This is a genomic window from Geodermatophilus sp. SYSU D01119 (genome assembly GCF_054049975.1).
The window spans coordinates 180,204-199,612 of sequence record NZ_JBJGYL010000004.1; the positions used below are offsets into that span (position 1 = coordinate 180,204).

A 19,409-nucleotide genomic window follows, 5' to 3' on the forward strand; every position below is an offset into this window, starting at 1 on the left:
CTCGTATGGCGAATGTGGCCAAGAATGGGGGTGGCCGTCCAGGCACACCTGCCAGGTTCCTGCAACTCGAGAATGGGATAGGCCGACGAGGAGGGCGAGTCGTGACGCACAGTGAGGTCTCGATGACCTCGGGGTCGTACCCCACGGCGCCGCTGCCGTTCCACCGCGGGTGGCAGTCGGCCGGCGCGGGGCGGGCGGCCCCGGCGCGCGACGAGTGGCGGGACCGGGTCGGCCTGCGCGTGGACGAGGCCCTGCGGCTGCCGCGGCTGTCCGGCGTCGAGGTGGTCGCCGGGCGCTCCGGCCTGGACCGCGTCGTCCGGCACATGGTCGTGGACGACCCCGCGCGGCCGCTGGCCGCCGCCGGTCCCGACGTCGTCGTCGTCCTCGGGGCCCGGCTGCCCCCTGCCGACGTCACCGACGCCCGGGCGCTGGTGGACCGGCTCGACCAGCTCGGTACCGCGGCGCTCGCCTACCGCCGCACCGAGGGCGCGGCCGCGGTGCCGGCCGAGGTGCTCGCCGAGGCCGAGCGGCGCGGCCTGCCCGTGCTCGCGCTGCCCCCGACCGTGCGCATGGACGAGGCGGTGTCGGAAGTCCTCGGCGCGGTCGTCCGCAAGCAGGGCGAGGCGCTCACCCTCTCGGCGCGCATGCACGACCAGTTCATCGACGTCGCCCTGAGCGGCGGCGGGCTGGCCGAGGTCACCGACCGGCTGGCCACCTACCTCGAGGGCGCCGCGGTGCTGGGCCTCGGGCCCGACCGCGAGATCGTCACCACCGCCGGTCCGCCGGAGGACGTCGCCGAGATCAGCGACTGGCTGTGGCTGCTCGACGCCGAGGCCGAGGACGAGCTCGCCATGATGGCGCCGGCCAACCGCCTGTCGGGCGTGCGCGCCGACCAGACCGTGGTCACGCCGGCCGACGTGCTCGCCGACGCCGACCTCTCGCCGGCCGACGGCATCCTGCTCGTCCCGGGCCACCACGAGCTGCCCGGCGGGGTGGGGGAGTACGCCGTCGCGCCGATCATGGCCGGCGAGCAGCGGCACGGCTGGCTGGTCGCGGTGCACCGCAGCGGGCAGATGGTCGTCGGCGCCGGCGGTGTGCTGGAGCGCGCCGCCGTCGTCTCGGCGCTGTCGGTCATCCGCCAGCAGGCCGTGCACTCGGTGGAGCTGCGCTTCCAGGGCGACCTGGTGCGCCGGCTGGTCGCCGGGTCGCTGCGGCACACCGAGCGCGCGCTGGCGCAGACCCGGTCGTTCGGCTGGCGCCTCGACGGGCCGGTCGTCGTCCTGGTGACGGCCACCGAGACCGCCGCCGACCCGCAGGCCGACCCCACCCGCGCCCTCGACGTCCTGGACCGGCTGGCCGACGGCTGGCGCGCGGCGCTGGAGACCGAGGTGTCGGGTGCCGCGGTCGCCGGGCTGTCGTCGGAGATCGTCACCGTGCTGCCGCTGGACGGGCGGACGCCGGAGGAGATCACCGCGCTGGTCACCGCCGTCACCAGCCGGGTGAACGCCCGCGTGCGCCGGGTCGGGCGGGTGCTGGCCACCGGCATCGGCCGGCCGGCGGAGTCGATCTCGGCGCTCGGCGAGGCCCACCAGCAGGCGCAGCGGGCGCTCGGCGTCGGGCAGGAGATCCACGGCCCGTCGACGGTCACCCACTTCGACCAGCTCGGCGTCTTCCGGCTGCTGTCGCTGATCCCCGACTCGACCGAGCTGCGCTCCTACGTCGACGAGGTGCTCGGCTCGCTCGCCGACGCCTCCGATCCCGACTCCGCCGACCTGCGCGAGACGCTGCGGGTGCTGCTGGAGACCAACCTCAACGTCGCCGAGTCGGCCCGCCGCCTGCACTTCCACTACAACACGATGCGCTACCGCATCGGCAAGCTGGAGCGGCTGCTCGGGCCCTTCACCACCGACCCGACGCTGCGGCTGAACCTGCTGCTGGCGCTGCACGCCGCGCGGATGCGCGGGCTGGACCAGCCGCACCGGCCGCCCGTCGACTCCGGGCTGCTCCCGCCCGACGACGGCTACGACGCGCTGATCTGAGCCGGCAGGCGACGGCGCCTCTACGCCCGACCGGTTGCCGGGGACGCCGGGGCGCTGAGCTGTGGCGACCGGGCTGCGCGGACGCCGTCCGCCCGGCAGCATCGCGGGCGTGACCGCGCCGGTGGACGAGCTCGTCGCCCGCATGCAGCGCCTGCTCGACGGGCTGGAGGCCGCGCGCGACCCGGCCCGCTTCTTCCTCGGCACCTACCTGCGCACGACGCAGGCGGTGGGCGCCGCGATCGACGAGGGGCTGTTCGAGGACGCCGGCTGGGTGACCGACTGGGACGTCGACTTCGCCGGGCTCTACCTCGACGCCCTGGAAGCGCACCGCCGCGACCCGGCGTCGCCGCCGGCGCCGTGGCGGGAGGCGTTCGGCGCCGACCCGGCCACCCGCCCCGAGGGGCACGTGCTGCTCGGCATGAACGCGCACATCAACTACGACCTGCCGCAGTCGCTGGTGCGGGTCATCGGCCCGGCCGACTTCGCCGACCCCGCCGTCCTGGGCAGCCGCGCCCGCGACCACGAGCGGATCGACGAGGTGCTCGCCGGCCGCGTCGCCGCCGAGGACCGCGCCCTGGAGGAGGCGGGCTCCCGGCGGACCCTGCTCGACCGGGCCATGGCGGGCGCCAACCGGCGGGCCGCGCGGGTGCTGCTGCGCGAGTCGCGGCGCAAGGTCTGGGCCAACGCCACCGCGCTGCACGCCGCCCGGCTGGCCGGCCCGGACGCCCACGCCCGACGCGTGGCACAGCTGGAGGCGGCCGCCGCCGCGCGGGTGGCCGACCTGCGCCGGGGCGGGCCGGTGCTGCTGCGGCTGGCCGTGCGCGGCTTCGGCGTCGTCCTGCCGCCGGCCTGACCGCCGCGGGGGTCCCGTCCACGCTGCCGGATCGGCGCCCCGGGCGCAGGCTGTCCGGGGTGCCGCACCGGGCGGCGCGGGAGGAGGACCGCATGATCGAGGCCGGCCGGCCGCTGTCGGGGAAGGTGGCCCTGGTGACCGGGGCGTCGTCGGGGATCGGGGAGGCGACCGCCCTCGCGCTGGCCGGTGCGGGCGCGGCCGTGGCGATCGGTGCCCGCCGCGCCGACCGGCTCGACGCGCTGGCGGGGAGGCTGCGCGACGGCGGCGCCCGCGTGCTGACCCTCGACCTCGACGTCACCGACGAGGCGTCCTGCCGGGCCGCCGTCGCCCGCACCCGGGAGGGGCTCGGCGGGCTCGACGTCCTGGTCAACAACGCCGGCGTGATGCTGCTCGGCACGATCGTTGGCGCCGACGTCGAGGACTGGCGGCGGATGCTGTCCACCAACGTCCTCGGCCTGATGTACATGACGCACGCCGCGATCGACGGCATGGTCGAGCAGGGCTCCGGCGACGTCGTGAACGTCTCCAGCGTCGCCGGGCGCACCGCCCGCAAGGGCGCCGGCGTCTACAACGCCAGCAAGTGGGCGGTGAACGCCTTCAGCGAGTCGCTGCGCCAGGAGGTGACCACCCGGGGCGTGCGGATCTCGCTCGTGGAGCCCGGCGCGGTGGCCACCGAGCTCACCGACCACATCACCCAGCCCGAGGCGAGGGAGGCGTCCAAGCGGATGGTCGCGGACATGACGCCGCTGCAGGCCGAGGACGTCGCCCGCGCGATCGCCTACGTGGTGAGCCAGCCGCCGCACATGGCGGTCAACGAGGTGCTGGTCCGCCCCACCGCCCAGGAGCGCTGAGGACGGCGCGAGATCTGCACACCCGGGGCTCTCGGCGTGCCGGGGACCCCGGGTGTGCAGATCTCGCGGACTAGTCGGAGAAGACCTCGATCGAGGCGCCCATCTCGACCAGGCGCTCGTAGAGGTGCTCGTAGCCGCGGGCGATGATGTCGACGTTGCGCAGCACCGACGTGCCGCGCGAGGCCAGCATCGCCAGCAGGATGCACACCGCGGGCCGCAGCGCCGGCGGGCAGACGACCTCGGCGCTGCGCCAGCGGGTCGGGCCGGTCACCAGCACCCGGTGCGGGTCCATGAGCCGGACGTCGGCGCCCAGCCGGGTGAGGTCCGACAGGTGGATCGCCCGGTTGTCGTAGACCCAGTCGTGGATGAGCGTCGACCCCGTCGCCGACGCCGCGATGACGGCGAAGAACGGCAGGTTGTCGATGTTGAGGCCCGGGAACGGCATCGGGTGGATCTTGTCGATCGGGGCCTTGAGCTGCGACGGGTGGATCGTGACGTCGGCCAGCCGGGTGTGCCCGTTGTCGGCCAGGTACTCCGCGGAGCGCTCGAAGCGCAGCCCCATCTCGGCCAGCACCGCCAGCTCGATCTCGAGGAACTCCACCGGCGCACGGCGCACGGTCAGCTCGGAGCCGGTCACGATGCCCGCGGTCAGCAGGCTCATCGCCTCGACCGGGTCCTCGCTGATTGTGTAGTCGACGTCGGCGTCGAGGACGGCCCGGCCGGTCACGGTGAGCGTCGTCGTCCCGAGGCCCTCGACGCCCACGCCGAGCAGCTGCAGGTACAGGCACAGGTCCTGGACCATGTAGTTCGAGCTGGCGTTGCGGATGACGGTGGTGCCCTCGGTGCGGGCGGCGGCCAGCAGCGCGTTCTCGGTGACGGTGTCCCCGCGCTCGGTCAGCACGATGGTGCGCCGCTCGGTGACCCGCGGGTCGACCGTGGCGTGGTACTCGCCGGCGTGCGCCTCGACGTCCAGGCCGAAGGGGCGCAGCGCGATCATGTGCGGCTCGACCGTGCGGGTGCCGAGGTCGCAGCCGCCGGCGTAGGGCAGCCGGAACGTGCGGGCCCGGTGCAGCAGCGGGCCGAGGAACATGATGATGCTGCGGGTGCGGCGGGCGGCGTCGGCGTCGATGCCGGCCAGGTCCAGCTCGTCGGGGACGACGAGGGTCAGGTCGCGGCCGGCCTCGTCCCAGGTGGCGGAGACGCCGATCGAGCGCAGCACGTCGAGGATCCGGTCCACCTCGACGATCCGGGCGACGTTGCGCAGCGTCGTGCGGCCGCGGTTGAGCAGCGCGGCGCACAGCAGGGCGACGGCGGCGTTCTTCGACGACTTGACCGTGACGCTGCCGCGCAGCGGCGTGCCGCCGGTGACGCGCAGGTGGGTGGGGCCGGCCGGGCCGACGCTGATCAGCTCGCTCTCCAGCGCCTCCGACAGGCGCCCGAGCAGTTCCAGGGTCAGGTTCTGGCCGCCCTGCTCGATGCGGGCGACGGCGCTCTGGCTGGTGCCGAGGCGCTCGGCGAGCTGCTGCTGGGTGAGGCCCCGGTGGCGGCGGGCGTCGCGCACCAGCGCGCCGATCCGGGCGGCGCTGGCCGCCGAGCCGAGGGGGGAGGGGGCGGGCGAGGAGGCCGTCGTCTCGGCCGGGATCTCGGTCGCGGTCACGGGAGGCCACGTTATCTCGCACATGAGATGGGGCCGTGCGCCACGCCGGGAGGGACCGGTCCGCCCACCCGGTTCGGCAGACTGTCGGCATGGAGGTCCTCGTCACCGGAGGCAGCGGCCCGCTCGGCCGGAGGCTGGTGCCCGCCCTGCAAGCGGCGGGCCACGACGTGCGGCAGATGTCGCGGCGCGGAGCGGGGCCGGGTGGGGTGCGCGGCGACCTCGCCACCGGCCGCGACCTCGCGCAGGCGGTCCGCGGCGCCGAGGTGGTCGTGCACGCCGCCAGCGACCCGCGGGGCAATCCGTGGGAGGTCGACGTCGCGGGCACCCGCCGGCTGGTGCAGGCGCTCGACCGCGACCGGCTGCGGCACCTGGTCTACGTGTCGATCGTCGGCGTCGACCGGGTGCCCTGGAACTACTACCGCGCCAAGTTCTCCGCCGAGCAGGTGCTCCTGGCCTCCGGGCTGCCGGTGACGCTGGTGCGGATCACCCAGTACCACCACTTCGTCGACGAGATGCTCTCCACCGCCCGGCGCGGGCCGGTGCTCGTGGTGCCGATGGGCTGGAGCGCCGCGCCGGTCGACGTCGGCGAGGCGGCCGGGTTCCTCACCGAGGTGGCGGGCGGGCAGCCGACCGGCGACGTCCTGGAGTTCGGCGGGCCCGAGGACCTCTCGGCGGCCGACCTCGCGCGGGCCTGGAGCGCCGCCCGCGAACCCAACGTGCGGGTCGTGTCCACGCCGCTGCCGGGCAAGCTGTCGGCGGCGTTCCGGGAGGGCGGCGTGCTGCCCGGCCCCCGGTCCGCGCGGGGCCGGCGGACCTACGGCGAGCACCTGCGCGGCGTCTGACCGCGCGTCCGCTGCCGTTCTCCGCAGCCCGGCTGCCAGGCCCGCTGCCGCGTCGGGAAACCGCCAGCGGGAGGTCGCCGGGCCCGCCTAGGGTCCGCCCGTGCACCCCGCCCGCGCCGCCTCGCTCCCGGTCCTGTCCGCCGTCGTCGTCACCGTGCTGGCGTGGGCGTCGGCGTTCATCGGGATCCGCGCCGTCGGTGCGGACCTCTCGCCCGGTGCGCTCGCGCTGGGCCGGCTGCTGGTGGGCACGGCGGTGCTCGCGCTGCTGTCGCTCGGCCGCGGCTGGGTGGCGCCGACGCGGCGGGAGTGGGCCCTGCTCGCCGTCTGCGGGGTGGGCTGGTTCGGCGTCTACAACGTCGCGCTCAACGCCGCCGAGCGCCACCTCGACGCCGGGACGACGGCGATGCTGGTCAACATCGGGCCGATCCTCATCGCCGTGCTGGCCGGGGTCTGGCTGGGCGAGGGCTTCCCGCGCTGGCTCGTGGCCGGGCTCGCCGTCGCCTTCGCCGGCGTGCTGCTGATCGGGATCGCCGGGCGGGGGGCCGGCGGTGACCTGCTCGGGGTGCTGCTGTGCCTGGTCGCGGCGGTGACCTACGCCGTCGGGGTGGTGGCGCAGAAGCCGCTGCTGCGCCGGCTGCCGGGCCTGCAGGTGACGGCGACGGCGTGCGCGATCGGCGCGGTGTGCTGCCTGCCGTGGGCGGGCGCGCTGGTGGCCGAGGGAGCCGCGGCGCCGGCGTCGTCGGTGCTCGGCATGGTCTACCTCGGCGTGGTACCGACCGCCCTGGCGTTCAGCACCTGGGCCTACGCGCTGGCGCGCATGCCGGCCGGGCGGCTGGGCGTGACCACGTACCTGGTGCCGCCGCTGGTGGTGCTGCTGTCCTGGCTGCTGCTCGACGAGGTGCCGGCCGCGCTGGCCGTCGTCGGTGGGGTGGTGTGCCTGACCGGGGTGGCGCTGTCCCGGCGGCGGGGTCCGGTGCGCGCGGCGGCGCCGGTGCCCGCGCCGGCTCAGAGGTAGGCGCGCGGGTCCACGGCCGGGGGCAGCTCGCCGGGCACGACCCGGCGGCCGGTCACCGCCGTGGGGATCAGCCGCAGCCAGTGCCCGTGCTCGCCCGGCGCCCACGGCCGCAGGCCGGTGGCCTCGGTACGGGCGACGAGCTCGGCCCGGTGGCCGGGGCCGACCTCCTCGGCGACGGCGTGCACCACCACGCTCCAGCCGCTGCGGGTCCGGCGGTCGATCTCGTCGACCTCGAAGGTGACGTTGGCGTGGTCGGCCGCGGCGAGCTTGGTGCCCGGTGCGGTGCGGATGACCACGGTCGTGCCGTCCATGGCGTAGTTCACCGGGAAGACCAGCGGGTGCCGCTCGGCGTTGAGGGCCAGCCGGCCGATCTCCTGGCCGGCCAGCAGCCGGTGGCACTCGTCGACGGGGATCTCCTGCATCGAGGCGCTCACGGGCCCATCCTGGCCGCGCCGCGGAACGCCCGCGACCGGTTCAGCGACGGCGCGGGTCGGCCCAGGGGTCGTCGGGGTCGAGGTCGTCGTCCGGTCCGTCGTCGGGCGCCGGAGCGGACTCCCGGTGGCGGGCGGCGGCCTCGAGGGCGTCGTCGCGCTCGGCGGCGCGGCGGGCACGGGCCAGCCGCTCCTCCTCCCGCTCGGCGGCCCGGCGCTGGCGGCGGGTGGGGCCGGTGACCGGCTCGCTGCGGGTCCGGGTCAGCGACCACAGCGCCGGGCCGGTCAGGGCCAGCGCGATCGGCAGCACGTAGGCCGCGGCGCGCTCGGTGCCGCCCTCGCCCAGCAGCTCCACCACCCCGGCGCCGTAGAAGACGGTCATCGCGGTCGCGAACAGCCCCCCGAGGGCCAGCGTGGTGCCCAGCGCCTCCGACCACGGCCGCACGGCGTAGGCCAGCGCGATGACGCCCAGGGCGCCCGCGACGAGGTAGAGGACGGCCCCGGCGGTGTGCAGGGCCGGGCTGGTCAGCCGCGGGAAGACGCCGACGAGCAGGACGCCGAGCGCCGCGGCGCCGAGCAGGCCGACCGCCGGCCGGGCGGCGCGCCCGCGCAGCGCCGGCAGCAGCGCCACCGCGCCCGCGCCGATGAGCGCCGCCTGCACCACGAACGAGGTGTTCATCAGCGCCGCGCCGGGCCTGGTGGCGTCGCCGAGCGCGCTGATGACGTCGGCGGAGCGCGAGTAGGGCAGGGGCGAGCGCAGCTCGACGATCGTCTCCACGACGAAGAACTGCAGGGTCAGCACCCAGGCGAGGGCGCCCCAGGTGATCCGCTTCCGTGGCACACGACCCATCGTCCCAGCCCCCGCCCGCGGGCCGGGTCGTCAGGGGAGGAGGGCGAGGACGGCGGCGTGCTGGGCGGGGGTCAGGTAGGAGGGGTTGCTGCCGGCGGGCATGCGCAGGACCTCCGCGCCGCGGGCCACGGGGTCGGCGAGCAGGTCCGCGCGGGGCAGCGGGGCCGGCAGCAGGGTGAGCCGGACGACGGCGACCGGCCCGCGCCCGTCGGATCCGACGTCGCCCTCCAGCACCCCCGTCGCGTGCACGCCCGGGCGGTCGCGGCCGCTGAGCCACAGCAGGACCGGCGCGCCCGGCCGCATCAGCCCCACCCGGTAGGAGGCGCGCAGGCAGCGGGTGAGCTCGCGCTCCTCGCCGGGCCGCCAGCCCGGCACCAGCGCCTGCGGCGGCCGGGCGGTCTTCACCAGCCAGCAGCCGACGTCGTCGGGGCCGAGGCGGGTCACGGGGCCATCCCACCAGCACGGCACGATGGGCGCGTGCCGCCGCCGGGTCACCGCCCGGGGGACCCGGCCCTCCGGCGCGCCTCGACGGCGGTGTTCCTCGCCGGGCTCGCCGTGTTCGCCGTCCTCTACGCCCCGCAGGCGCTGCTGCCGGAGCTCACCCGCGCGTTCGGGGTGACCCCGACGGCGGCCACGCTGTCGGTCTCGGCGGCCACCGTCGGGCTGGCGCTGGGGCTGCTGGTGCTCGGGCCCCTGTCGGACCGGGTGGGGCGCACGCCGGTGCTGCGGGCCGCGCTCGCGTCGGCCGCGGTGCTCGCCGTCCTGGCCGCGCTGGCCCCCACCTGGCCGGTGCTGCTCGCCCTGCGGGGCCTGCAGGGGTTCGCCCTCGCCGGGCTGCCGGCCGTGGGCGTGGCCTACCTGCGCGAGGAGCTGCACCCCTCGGTGAGCTCGCGGGCGATCGGGCTGTTCGTCGGCGGGACGGCGATCGGGGGCCTGAGCGGCCGGGTGCTCTCGGGTGCGCTGGCCGACCTCGGCGGCTGGCGGACGGCGCTGGGCGGCATCGCCGCGCTCGCCGTGGGGTGCACGGTCGCCGTCTGGCTGCTGCTGCCCGCCTCGCGCCGGTTCACCCGGGTGCCGCGGGAGACGCCGGTGCTCCGCCAGCTCGCCCGCGGGTTCGGCGACCCGGTGCTCCTCGGGCTCTACGCGCTGGCGGCGCTGCTGATGGGCGGGAACGTCGCCGTCTACAACGCCGTGACGTTCCGGCTGGAGAGCGAGCCGTACGGACTGTCCCCGGCGCTCGCCGGGCTGGTCTTCCTCACCTACCTGTTCGGCTCGGTGAGCTCGCCGGTGGCCGGGGGACTGGCCGAGCGGGCCGGGCGGCGGCTGGTGGTGCCCCTGGCGCTGCTGGTCGCCGGGGCCGGCCTGGCGCTGACCCTGGCACGGCCGCTGGTGCTCGTCGTCGCCGGGCTCGCGGTGCTCACCGTCGGCTTCTTCGCCGCGCACGGGGTGGCCAGCGGCTGGGTGGCGGCGCGGGCCGCGCTCGGCGGGCGCCCGGTCGGGCAGGCGGCCTCGCTGTACTCGTTCTGGTACTACGTCGGCTCGTCGGTCGGCGGCACGCTGGCCGGGCGGGCGTGGGCCGACGGCGGGTGGCCCGCCGCGGCCGCCGTCGCCGGTACCGGGTTCGGCGGGGCGCTGCTGCTGGCCCTGCTGCTCGGCCGCAGCCGGAGCCTGCAGGGCCGCTGAGCCGGCGCCGCGGGGGCGGGTGGGCGCCGGCGCGGCGCCCACCCGGGGACCTCGGTCGGTGGCCTCGGTCGGTGGCCTCGGTCGGTGGCCTCAGTCGGTCGCGGCGTGGAACTCCGCGCCGGCGGGGTTGGCGTCGTCGGAGCCGACGGCCTGCCGCTCCTGCTCGGTGCGGTGCTGCAGGGCGTCGTCGTTGGGGCGCGGGTCGGCCCCCGCGTGCTCCTGGCGGTCGCGCGGCGCCGACTCCTCGGTGTCCATCACGTCGTCGAGGGTGGGGCGGTCGGGCTCGGTCATCGCGGTACCTCCGCTGCGTCATCGTCGATCGGTCCCGAACGGCCATAGCCGTGACGCCGCCCCGGTAACCGCTCAGCGCTGTTCGAGTGACGCGGCCGGCAGCCAGGCCTCGACGAGCACCGGGCCGTGCGGTCCGGGGACGGCGTAGGCCACCCGGCCCTGCCAGCCCTCCGGGTGCTGGCGCCACTCGACGAGCAGCCCCGGCACGGTGCCCGACGTGCCGGGCGGGGTGTGCACCCAGCAGTGCCGGCCGGTGCCGTCCTCGCGGGCGCGCGGTGGGACGGCCCGGGGCGGGGGAGCGGCGGGGGCCGGGCGGACGCCGGAGTCGGCGGCCCGCTCGCCCAGCGACGGACGTGAGGACCCCCGGTTCATCCCGCCTGCCACCCGGGCAGTCTGGCACGCCGGTCGAACACCCGTTCGACCGGCGGAGACGGCGGACGCCCCCCGCGAGCGGGCTCGCGGGGGGCGTCCGGGTGTGCGGTGCGGTCAGACCGCCCGGATGCGGCCCTCGCCGGCGACCGGGTAGTCCGCGGCGGTCACGGTGCCGCGGAGGTCCTCCTGCAGGTACTGCAGGAAGGCCTGCTGGTAGGTGACCGGCAGGACGGTGAAGGCGACGCCCGCGAAGGGGTAGCCGTCACCGCCGCGCAGCGTGAAGTCGTTCGTCGCGATCGAGACCGTGCTCACCGCTCCGGTCGGGACCCGGTTCTGCACCAGGTACCGGCCGTCGTCCAGCTGCAGGTCGACGATCCGCGAGCCGGCGGGCCGCGTCACGTCGTAGGTGACCCGGTACCCGGCGGCCTGGGCGAACTGCCCGGCCGCGCCCGGCAGGCCGGACAGGCCGCGCTCGACGCCCGCGATGAAGGTGGCCGCCGGCATCGCCGGCGCGACCGCGACGAAGTTGCTGAACGGCAGGACCGTGTAGGTGGTCAGCTCGCTGATCGGGCCGGCCGGGATGACCGACTCGTTGCGGATGCCCCCGCCGTTCTGGATGGCCACCACCGGGGCGGTGATCCCCGCGGCTGCCGCCTCGCGCCGGCCGGCGGCCAGCAGCGAGTCGGCGACCAGGTTCCCCAGGTTGGTCTCGCGGCTGCGCACGTCGTTCCGGACGCCGTTGAGCGGCACCTCCGTCGTGGCCACGGTCCGCTGCGCCAGGCTCGTCACGTACTGCTGCACGGGGGCGACGACGTCACGGGCGACGACGGCGTCGGCCTGCACGGCGTCGGGACCGGCGGCCACGACGGGCAGCGGACGGGAGGCCGGCTCGTCGAAGCCGATGACCCGGCCGGCGGAGTCGAAGTTCACGACCAGGCGGCCGACGTAGGAGTACAGCGCCGCGGTGGTGACCACCGGGACGACGCGGCCGTCCGCGTCGGTCGGGGTCTGCGGGTAGTCGCCGTAGCGGGGGGTGTTGTTCGCGACGACCGGGTCGTCGGCGTCGGCGAGCAGCTCGTGGCCGCCGCCGCCGACGATCACGTCGACGCCGCGCAGCTGGCGGGCCAGCGCGAGCTCGTTGTCGATGTCCTGCAGGTGCGAGACCAGCACGACCTTGTCCACGCCGGCGCGGGTGTAGGCCTGCGCCTGGGCGTTGGCGATCCGGGCGAGCGCCGGGTCGACGGTCACGCCGCGCGAGCTGGTCAGCTGCGGCAGGTCGGGCGTGGTCAGCCCGATGATGCCGATCCGCTCGCCGCGGACGTCCTGCACGGAGCTCGTGACGATGGTGCCGTCGGCCACCCGGGCGTTCAGCGTGGGCTCCGCGCCGAAGCCGAGGTTGTTCGAGACGAACGTCGTGTCGTCGACGTCGCCGAGCCAGTCGGCGAGGAACTCGGGGCCCAGGTCGAAGTCGTGGTTGCCGAGGATCGAGACGTCGAAGCCGGCCTCGTCGAACGCGATGGCGTCGTAGTTCGGCGCGCCCTCCTGCCGGCTGGCCGCGAGGTTCGGGCCGGGGAGGAAGTTGTCGCCCGCGGAGATGGTGAGCACCCCGCGCTTGCCGGCCTGTCCCGCGCCCGGCCGGCCGGTGGTGGCCGCGTGCTGCTCGCGCTGCACGAGCTCCACGAACCGGTCGACGCCGCCGTAGGTGTAGCCGGTGCTCGTGGTGGTCGGCAGCAGCGCGGACTCGAGGTCGTTCGCGTGCAGGATCGTCAGGGTGAAGTCGGGGCGGGGCGAGGACTGGCCCCCGCCGGGGGCGGCCGAGGCGGTGCCGGTGAGGACGCCGCTCGCCAGGGTCGCCGCGGCGGCGGTCAGGACGACGCCGCGGCGGATGGTGCGGTGGGACATGACGCTCCGGGGGTCGGGGGAGTGCGGGCCCGGGAACGGTCCCTCACGGAGGTGACAGGACTGTGACCGGCAGGTGAGCGGGCACCGACGAGCCGCTCGCTCGTCGTTGCCGATGTGTCACCGGCCGTCAGCGTAACCGTCACGATGGGTGTCTACGGTGGGACCGTTCCGTCACCATCCGAGAGGACCTCCGTGCACCTCCTCCCGCCCGACCGGCGCGTGCTCGCGCGCCGGATGGCACTCGGCACCGCCGCCGCGTCCATCGCCGTCGTGGGTCTCCCCACGGTCGCCTCGGCCGCCCCGCCGTCCCAGCCGTTCATCTCCGAGATCCACTACGACAACGCCGGCACGGACACCGGCGAGTTCGTCGAGGTGCAGCTCCCGCCGGGCACGAGCTCGGCCGGCCTGTCGGTCGTGCTCTACAACGGCGGCAACGGCGCGGTGTACGACACCGACGCGCTGCCGGTGGTCACGGCGCCGCCGGATGCCTCCGCGGTCGCCGTCCTGGACTACCCCGCGAACGGCATCCAGAACGGCTCGCCCGACGCGGTGGCCCTCGTGCGCGGCACGCAGGTCCTCGAGTTCCTCTCGTACGAGGGCACGATGACGGCCACCGGCGGACCGGCCGCCGGCACGTCGAGCACCGACATCGGCGTCAGCGAGGCGGGCAGCGAGCCGGTCGGCCAGTCGCTGTCGCGGACCTACGACGCCACGGGCGACCGGCTCGTGTGGGCGGCCCCGGCCGCCGCGACCCGTGCCCGCGTCAACCCCTCCGCCGCGGTGGAGCCCGAGCCGGAGCCGACCGAGCCCTGCACCGTCGCGCCGACGCACGAGATCGGTGCCGTCCAGGGCACCGGCGCCACGAGCCCGCTCGCCGGGCAGCAGGTCACCGTCCGGGGCACCGTCGTCGGCGACGTCGAGGGCTTCAGCGGCTTCTACCTGCAGGACGTCGACGGCGACGGCGACGCGGGCACCTCCGACGGCGTCTTCGTCTTCAGCCCCGTCCCGGTGGACCTCGGCGACACGGTCGCCGTCACCGGCGAGGTGACCGAGTTCGGCGGCCAGACGCAGGTCACCAGCCGCCAGGACGTGGCGGTCTGCGCCGAGGGCTCCGCCGAGGACCTCCCCGCGGCCGCCCCGCTCGACCTCCCGGCCGACGACGCCGCCCGCGAGCGCCTCGAGGGCATGCTCGTCGCGCCCGTGGACACGCTCACCGTCAGCGAGGTCTTCGACCTCACCAGCTTCGGCGAGCTCACCCTCTCCGAGGGCGGCGTCCTCGTGCAGCCCACCGAGGTCGCCCGCCCGGGCACTCCGGAGGCCGCGGCGGTCACGACCGCCAACACCCTGCGCCGCATCGTCCTCGACGACGGTCTGAGCGCCCGGGTCAGCACCACGACCCGGCCGTACCTGTCGCCGTCCACCCCGGTCCGGGTGGGCGACGAGGTCTCCTTCACCGAGCCGGTGGTCCTCGGCTACGGGTTCAGCCAGTGGCGGCTGCAGCCGGCCGACGGAACGGCGAACGGCGTCCTCGCCCCGCAGAACACCCGGCCGGCGGCCCCCGACGCGGTCGGCGGCGACGTGCAGATCGGCGCGTTCAACGTGCTGAACTACTTCCTGACCTTCGACCAGAGCGTCGGCCGCGGCGCCCGCAACGCCGCGGAGTTCGAGCGGCAGGCCGGCAAGATCGTGCCGGCCATCGCGGCGCTCGACGCCGACGTCGTCAGCCTGCTGGAGATCGAGGACACCGACTCCACGGGCCTGACCCCCGGCAACGCCGACACCGCGCTCGCCGACCTGGTCCGCCGGCTGAACACCGCCGCGGGCGCCGAGGTCTGGAGCTACGTCCCGATGCCGGCCGAGCTCTACGCCGTCGACCGGGACGTGATCCGCAACGGGATCATCTACCGCAACGACGTCGTCCAGCCGGTCGGCGCCCCGGCCGGGCTGGTCGACGAGGCGGTCTGGTCCAACGCCCGCGAGCCGCAGGCGCAGACCTTCGTCAAGGACGGCGACGCGTTCACCGTCATCGCCAACCACTTCAAGTCCAAGAGCGCCGGCGACGCGACCGGCGACAACGTGGACCGGGGCGACGGCCAGGGCCAGTGGAACGGCGACCGCGTCCGCCAGGCGGCGTCGGTGGCGGCCTTCGCGGCGCAGATCGCGCAGCGCACCGGCGACCCCGACGTCGTCCTCATGGGCGACCTCAACGCCTACACCCAGGAGGACCCGATCGAGCGGCTGCGCGACGCGGGCTTCACCGACCTCGGCGAGCGGTTCGACGAGGGCCGCTACAGCTACGTCTTCGACGACATGTCCGGCTCGCTGGACCACGCGATGGCGACGGCGGAGCTGACGGCGAAGGTCACCGACCTGGCGCACTGGAACATCAACTCGGTCGAGTCGTTCGCCTACCAGTACACCGGTGACCCGGCGCTGTACGCCCCGAACCCGTACCGGTCCAGCGACCACGACCCGATCGTGTTCGGCATCGACCTGGACGAGCGCTGCAACGGCCTCGTCCCGACGATCCGCGGCACGGCCGGGAACGACACGCTGCGCGGCACCAACGGCGTCGACGTGATCATGGGTCTCGGTGGGAACGACGTCCTCACCGGCGGCAACGGCGACGACGTGATCTGCGGCGGCGCCGGCACCGACCGGCTGGCCGGGGAGAACGGCGACGACGTGCTGCTCGGCGGGTTCGGCGTCGACACCCTCGAGGGCGGGAACGGCGACGACGCGCTCGTCGGCGGCCCCGGCGCGAACGACGTCCTGACCCAGGGCCGCGGCGCCGGCAGCAGCGAGCAGGACGGCCGCGAGTCCTGATCCGCACCTGAGAACGCGTCCGGCGCGGCACCCCGAGAGGGGTGCCGCGCCGGACGTGTCTGCGGGCTCAGGCGCCCTCGCGGGCCTCCCCGCCGGGCTGCTCGCCGATCGCGTCCTCCTCCGGGTCGGCGGTCGCGCGGACGCCGTCGGCGAGCGTGCGCGCCACCTCCTTCAACAGCGCGTGCCCGGGCAGGTCCTCCACCGTGACCGGCAGCGGCAGCGACCAGTTGGGCCGGTCGGTGGTGCCGGGCATGTTGGGACGGCGGCGCTCGGCGAGGGCGTCGTCGAGCGTGGCCGACAGCAGCAGCGACGGCGCCCGGCCGAGCAGCTCGTGGGCCCGCTTCACCGCCGTCTCCGGCCGCGCGTTCTTCCGCAGCCCGGGGAGGCGCTCGAGCAGCGAGGAGCGGCCCCGCTCCAGCTCCTCGTCCGTGCCGGTGCCGTAGCGGCGCTGTTCCTCGACGTCGGCCCCGCTCCACAGCCCGGCGACCGTCGGCAGGTCGTGGGTGGTGATGGCGGCCATCGCCTCCTCGGGCCACTCGGCGGGGTCGTCGTCCTCGAACCACAGCAGCCGGTAGCTGAGGATGCCGTGCTCGGCCATGGCCTCGCGGACGCCGTCCTCGACCGTGCCGAGGTCCTCGCCGACGACGACCGCCTGCGCCCGGTGGCTCTCCAGCGCGACGATGTCGAGCAGGTCCTCGGCGGGGTAGCGCACGTAGGCGCCGTCGGCCGCGGAGCCGCCGGTGGGCACCCACCACAGCCGGAACAGGCCCATGACGTGGTCGATGCGCAGGCCGCCGGCGCCGGCCATCGTGGCGCGGATCGACTCGACGAACGGCTCGTAGTCCCACGCCCGCAGCCGCCACGGCACCAGCGGCGGGGAGCCCCAGTCCTGGCCCTGCGAGTTGAACTCGTCCGGGGGCGCGCCGACCGTGGCGCCCTGCGCGAGCACGCCCTGCCAGGTCCAGGCGTCCGCCCCGCCGCCGGCCACCCCGATCGGCAGGTCCTGGATGACGGTCATGCCCTCGGTGGCGCGCTCCAGCTGGCGCGACAGGCACCACTGCAGCCAGGCGTGGAAGGCGACGTCGCGCTCGTGCCCGGCGACGAAGGAGGCGACGGCGTCGCTGCGCGGGTCCTGCAGCTCCTCGGCCCAGGTGTGCCAGTCGGGACCGTGGGCGTCGGCGAGCGCGCACCAGGTGGCCCAGTCCTGCAGCTTCTGCCCCTGGTGCCACCACCAGTCGGGGAAGGCGGGGTCGTCGCGGCCGGTGGCGTCGAAGACCCGGCGCAGCGCCTCGCGCTTGCGCGCCCAGATCGCGTCACGGTCGATGAGCTCGCCGTCGGAGAGGTCCGTGCCGGAGCCGACGTCGACGCGGTCGGCGCCGGGCACCTCCTCGACCCGCAGGTACAGCGGGTTGCGGAAGCGGCGGGTGGCCGGCAGGTAGGGGCTGGCCTCCTGGCCGGGTGTGGGGGCGACGGCGTGCAGCGGGTTGATCAGCACGAAGCCCGCGCCCTGGTCGGCCGCCATCTCGCGCACGGCGCGCAGGTCGGCGAGGTCGCCGATGCCCCAGCTCGCGCGGCTGCGGGTGGCGTAGAGCTGCACCGCCCAGCCCCAGGCGCGGTCCTCGGGCAGCCAGCAGCGGCCGGGCGACACGACCAGTCGCCGGCGGGGCCCGCCGGGCACCTGCAGCCAGTGGTAGCCGAGCGGGAAGTCGGCCGGCAGCTCGCCGTCGACGTGCCGGGAGGAGCCGTCCTCCAGGGTCACCTCGGCCTCGTCGACCTCCAGCACGTCCCCGGGCCGGGCCACGATGGGCGCGCGCTCCTCGAGGTCCTCCGGCGGCTCGCCGATCACCTCCCGCAGGCGGTCGATGGTGGCCTGGGCGACCTCGTGTTCCTCGTCGAGGGCGTCGAGCCAGGTGGCGTCGATGCCCCACCGGTCGGTGCTGGGGGTGCGTGTCACCCCTCGATCCTCAGGGTGCGGCCGGGTGATCGCAGCGCAGGCGCGTCGTGGTGCCGCTCTCCTCCACCGGTCGGGGCAGACTCGCCGCGTGCCGACCTGGCTGCTGGTGCACCCGCCCCTGCTCGGGCCCGCCGTCCTCGGGCCGCTGGCCGCGGAGCTCCGCGCCCGCGGGGCGACCGTGGCCGTGCCCGACCTGCGCGGGCTCGTGCAGGACCCGGCGTCGTCGTCGCCGTCGGCCGCCGGCTGGGACCGGCGCTGGGCCGCGGCCGTCCCGCCCGCCGACGTCGCCGTCGCCTTCTCCGGGGCGGGCATCGTGCTGCCCGCGGTGGCCGCCGCGGCCGGGGCGGGCCGCGCGGTGTGGCTCGACGCCGTCCTGCCGCCCGGCCCGGGGACGGCGGGGTGGCCGGACGAGGTGCGCGAGCGCATCGGCCCGCTCACCGCCGACGACGGCCGGGTCGCCGACTGGACGACGTGGTGGGGGCCCGACGCCATGACGGGGTTGCTGCCCGACGCCGGCCTGCGCGGCGCCGTCCTCGCCGAGGGGCACCGGCTGCCCGCCGACCTCTGGTCCACCCCGGTCGCGGTCCCGCCGGTGACCGCGACGGCCCGGTACGTGCACCTGTCGGCGGCCTACGACGGCGACGCCGCGGCGGCCCGCGACCGCGGCTGGCCGGTCGCCGGCGACGGGCGCGGCGAGCACCTCGACGTCGCCACCGCCCCCGCGCGGGTGGCCGAGCTGCTCGGCTGACCGGTTGCGGCACGGGCCGGTCCCGTGGCCGGGGACCGCCGACTCGGGTAGGCACGAGCGGTGACCGTGATCGGCTTCCACAATTCGCACGAGCAGGTCCACCCCGCGGCGCTGCTGGCCGCCTCGCAGCACGCCGAGGAGGTCGGCTTCACCGCCGCCATGTGCTCCGACCACCTGACGCCGTGGAACCCGCGGCAGGGGGAGTCGGGCTTCGCGTGGTCGTGGCTGGGCGCGGCGCTGGCCACCACCGGGCTGCCGTTCGGGGCGGTCAACGCCCCCGGGCAGCGCTACCACCCGGTGATCGTCGCCCAGGCGATCGCCACCCTCGGGTCCATGTTCCCCGGCCGGTTCTGGGTGGCGCTGGGCTCCGGTGAGGCGATGAACGAGCACGTCACCGGCCACGTGTGGCCGAACAAGGAGCTGCGCGACGCCCGGCTGCGCGAGTGCATCGACGTCATCCGCGCGCTGCTGGCCGGCGAGGAGGTCAGCCACGACGGGCTGGTCGTCGTCGACCGGGCGCAGATCTGGACGCTGCCCGAGCAGCAGCCCGCCCTGATCGGGCCCGCCGTCACGGCGCGCACCGCCGCCCGGCACGCCGAGTGGGCCGACGGGCTGGTCACCATCAACCAGCCGCACGACGTCCTGCGCGACGTCATCGCCGCCTACCGCGACAACGGCGGGCAGGGGACGCTGACCATCCAGGTGCACGTCTGCTGGGACCCCGACGAGGACCGCGCCCTGGAGATCGCCCACGACCAGTGGCGCAGCAACGTCTTCCCGCCGCCGCTGTGCTGGGACCTCGACACGACGACGGCCTTCGACCAGGCCAGCGCCCACGTCCGCCCCGAGGACGTGACGACGGCGGTGCGGGTGTCCTCCGACCTCGGCCAGCACGCCGCCTGGCTCAACGAGTACATCGACCTCGGCTTCGACCAGGTGTACGTCCACCACGTCGGCAAGGAGCAGACGGCGTTCCTCGACGCGTTCGGCGAGAAGGTGCTGCCGCAGCTCGGCGTCACCCGCCCGGCGCCCGCGGTCGCGGTGCGCCCGCTGCGGCCGCAACAGGAGCCGCAGCCCGCCGTCCTGAAGTAGCCG

Annotated in this window: 17 protein-coding genes; 9 read left to right on the forward strand and 8 right to left on the reverse strand. The window is 75.9% G+C overall.

Translation table 11 applies throughout. The annotated features are described in order from the left end of the window. The first annotated feature begins 101 nt into the window (after positions 1-101). From ACI79X_RS04675 to ACI79X_RS04685, 3 genes are all read left to right on the forward strand, one after another. Positions 102-2,039: a PucR family transcriptional regulator gene (locus ACI79X_RS04675; protein WP_457024248.1), complete on the forward strand. Its 1,938-nt coding sequence runs from the start codon at positions 102-104 to the stop codon at positions 2,037-2,039. Between the two features lie 109 nt (positions 2,040-2,148). Further along, entirely contained in the window at positions 2,149-2,892 is a 744-nt protein-coding gene (locus tag ACI79X_RS04680) for a DUF5995 family protein (RefSeq protein WP_457024249.1), read from the forward strand. A gap of 92 nt (positions 2,893-2,984) precedes the next feature. After that, positions 2,985-3,743 carry an SDR family NAD(P)-dependent oxidoreductase gene (locus tag ACI79X_RS04685; protein ID WP_457024250.1) on the forward strand — a complete coding sequence of 253 codons (759 nt, stop codon included), beginning with the start codon at positions 2,985-2,987 and terminating at the stop codon, positions 3,741-3,743. A 70-nt stretch (positions 3,744-3,813) separates the two neighbouring features. Here ACI79X_RS04685 and ACI79X_RS04690 read toward each other — a convergent pair whose 3' ends face one another. Next, positions 3,814-5,400, reverse strand: coding sequence for a UDP-N-acetylglucosamine 1-carboxyvinyltransferase (locus ACI79X_RS04690; RefSeq protein WP_457024251.1), 1,587 nt, complete (start codon positions 5,398-5,400; stop codon positions 3,814-3,816). A gap of 89 nt (positions 5,401-5,489) precedes the next feature. On the opposite strand from ACI79X_RS04690, the gene ACI79X_RS04695 reads away from it, so the two are divergent. Next, entirely contained in the window at positions 5,490-6,242 is a 753-nt protein-coding gene (locus tag ACI79X_RS04695) for an SDR family oxidoreductase (RefSeq protein WP_457024252.1), read from the forward strand. A gap of 100 nt (positions 6,243-6,342) precedes the next feature. Next, the gene (locus ACI79X_RS04700) at positions 6,343-7,257 is read left to right on the forward strand and encodes a DMT family transporter (RefSeq protein WP_457024253.1); all 915 of its coding nucleotides are present in this window, start codon (positions 6,343-6,345) and stop codon (positions 7,255-7,257) included. Here the strand turns inward: ACI79X_RS04700 and ACI79X_RS04705 are convergent. The 3 genes from ACI79X_RS04705 to ACI79X_RS04715 are packed head-to-tail and all read right to left on the reverse strand — an operon-like array spanning position 7,248 to position 8,982. Then, a complete protein-coding gene (locus tag ACI79X_RS04705) occupies positions 7,248-7,691 on the reverse strand; it encodes a pyridoxamine 5'-phosphate oxidase family protein (RefSeq protein ID WP_457024254.1) in 444 nt (147 codons plus the stop codon). The genes ACI79X_RS04700 and ACI79X_RS04705 overlap by 10 nt on opposite strands. Positions 7,692-7,731: 40 nt before the next feature. Beyond that, positions 7,732-8,538: a DUF998 domain-containing protein gene (locus ACI79X_RS04710; protein WP_457024255.1), complete on the reverse strand. Its 807-nt coding sequence runs from the start codon at positions 8,536-8,538 to the stop codon at positions 7,732-7,734. 30 nt (positions 8,539-8,568) lie between these two features. Continuing rightward, entirely contained in the window at positions 8,569-8,982 is a 414-nt protein-coding gene (locus ACI79X_RS04715; protein ID WP_457024256.1) for a hypothetical protein, read from the reverse strand. 33 nt (positions 8,983-9,015) lie between these two features. Between ACI79X_RS04715 and ACI79X_RS04720 the strand changes: the two genes are divergently transcribed. Next, positions 9,016-10,221, forward strand: coding sequence for an MFS transporter (locus ACI79X_RS04720; protein WP_457024257.1), 1,206 nt, complete (start codon positions 9,016-9,018; stop codon positions 10,219-10,221). 90 nt (positions 10,222-10,311) lie between these two features. On the opposite strand, the gene ACI79X_RS04725 is transcribed toward ACI79X_RS04720, so the two are convergent. The 3 genes from ACI79X_RS04725 to ACI79X_RS04735 form a co-directional block, all read right to left on the reverse strand. Continuing rightward, positions 10,312-10,512 carry a hypothetical protein gene (locus tag ACI79X_RS04725; RefSeq protein WP_457024258.1) on the reverse strand — a complete coding sequence of 67 codons (201 nt, stop codon included), beginning with the start codon at positions 10,510-10,512 and terminating at the stop codon, positions 10,312-10,314. 72 nt (positions 10,513-10,584) lie between these two features. Beyond that, complete coding sequence (locus ACI79X_RS04730) at positions 10,585-10,896, reverse strand: hypothetical protein (protein WP_457024259.1); 312 nt, start codon at positions 10,894-10,896, stop codon at positions 10,585-10,587. A gap of 102 nt (positions 10,897-10,998) precedes the next feature. Beyond that, complete coding sequence (locus ACI79X_RS04735) at positions 10,999-12,786, reverse strand: bifunctional metallophosphatase/5'-nucleotidase (RefSeq protein WP_457024260.1); 1,788 nt, start codon at positions 12,784-12,786, stop codon at positions 10,999-11,001. A 192-nt stretch (positions 12,787-12,978) separates the two neighbouring features. Here ACI79X_RS04735 and ACI79X_RS04740 point away from each other — a divergent pair, with 192 nt between their 5' ends. Then, entirely contained in the window at positions 12,979-15,612 is a 2,634-nt protein-coding gene (locus ACI79X_RS04740) for an ExeM/NucH family extracellular endonuclease (RefSeq protein ID WP_457024261.1), read from the forward strand. A gap of 67 nt (positions 15,613-15,679) precedes the next feature. On the opposite strand, the gene malQ is transcribed toward ACI79X_RS04740, so the two are convergent. After that, positions 15,680-17,566 carry a 4-alpha-glucanotransferase gene (gene malQ / locus ACI79X_RS04745; protein WP_457024262.1) on the reverse strand — a complete coding sequence of 629 codons (1,887 nt, stop codon included), beginning with the start codon at positions 17,564-17,566 and terminating at the stop codon, positions 15,680-15,682. Between the two features lie 88 nt (positions 17,567-17,654). Between malQ and ACI79X_RS04750 the strand changes: the two genes are divergently transcribed. Both ACI79X_RS04750 and ACI79X_RS04755 read left to right on the forward strand, forming a co-directional pair. Further along, positions 17,655-18,314, forward strand: coding sequence for a hypothetical protein (locus ACI79X_RS04750; RefSeq protein WP_457024263.1), 660 nt, complete (start codon positions 17,655-17,657; stop codon positions 18,312-18,314). Positions 18,315-18,374: 60 nt separating this feature from the next. Further along, complete coding sequence (locus ACI79X_RS04755; protein WP_457024264.1) at positions 18,375-19,406, forward strand: TIGR03885 family FMN-dependent LLM class oxidoreductase; 1,032 nt, start codon at positions 18,375-18,377, stop codon at positions 19,404-19,406. The last annotated feature ends 3 nt before the right edge of the window (positions 19,407-19,409 follow it).

Coding starts and splice junctions, on each gene's coding strand:
- ACI79X_RS04685 (WP_457024250.1), top strand. CDS start 2,985: ATGATCGAGGCCGGCCGGCCGCTGTCGGGGAAGGTGGCCCTGGTGACC.
- ACI79X_RS04695 (WP_457024252.1), top strand. CDS start 5,490: ATGGAGGTCCTCGTCACCGGAGGCAGCGGCCCGCTCGGCCGGAGGCTG.
- ACI79X_RS04735 (WP_457024260.1), bottom strand. CDS start 12,786: ATGTCCCACCGCACCATCCGCCGCGGCGTCGTCCTGACCGCCGCCGCG.
- ACI79X_RS04725 (WP_457024258.1), bottom strand. CDS start 10,512: ATGACCGAGCCCGACCGCCCCACCCTCGACGACGTGATGGACACCGAG.
- ACI79X_RS04710 (WP_457024255.1), bottom strand. CDS start 8,538: ATGGGTCGTGTGCCACGGAAGCGGATCACCTGGGGCGCCCTCGCCTGG.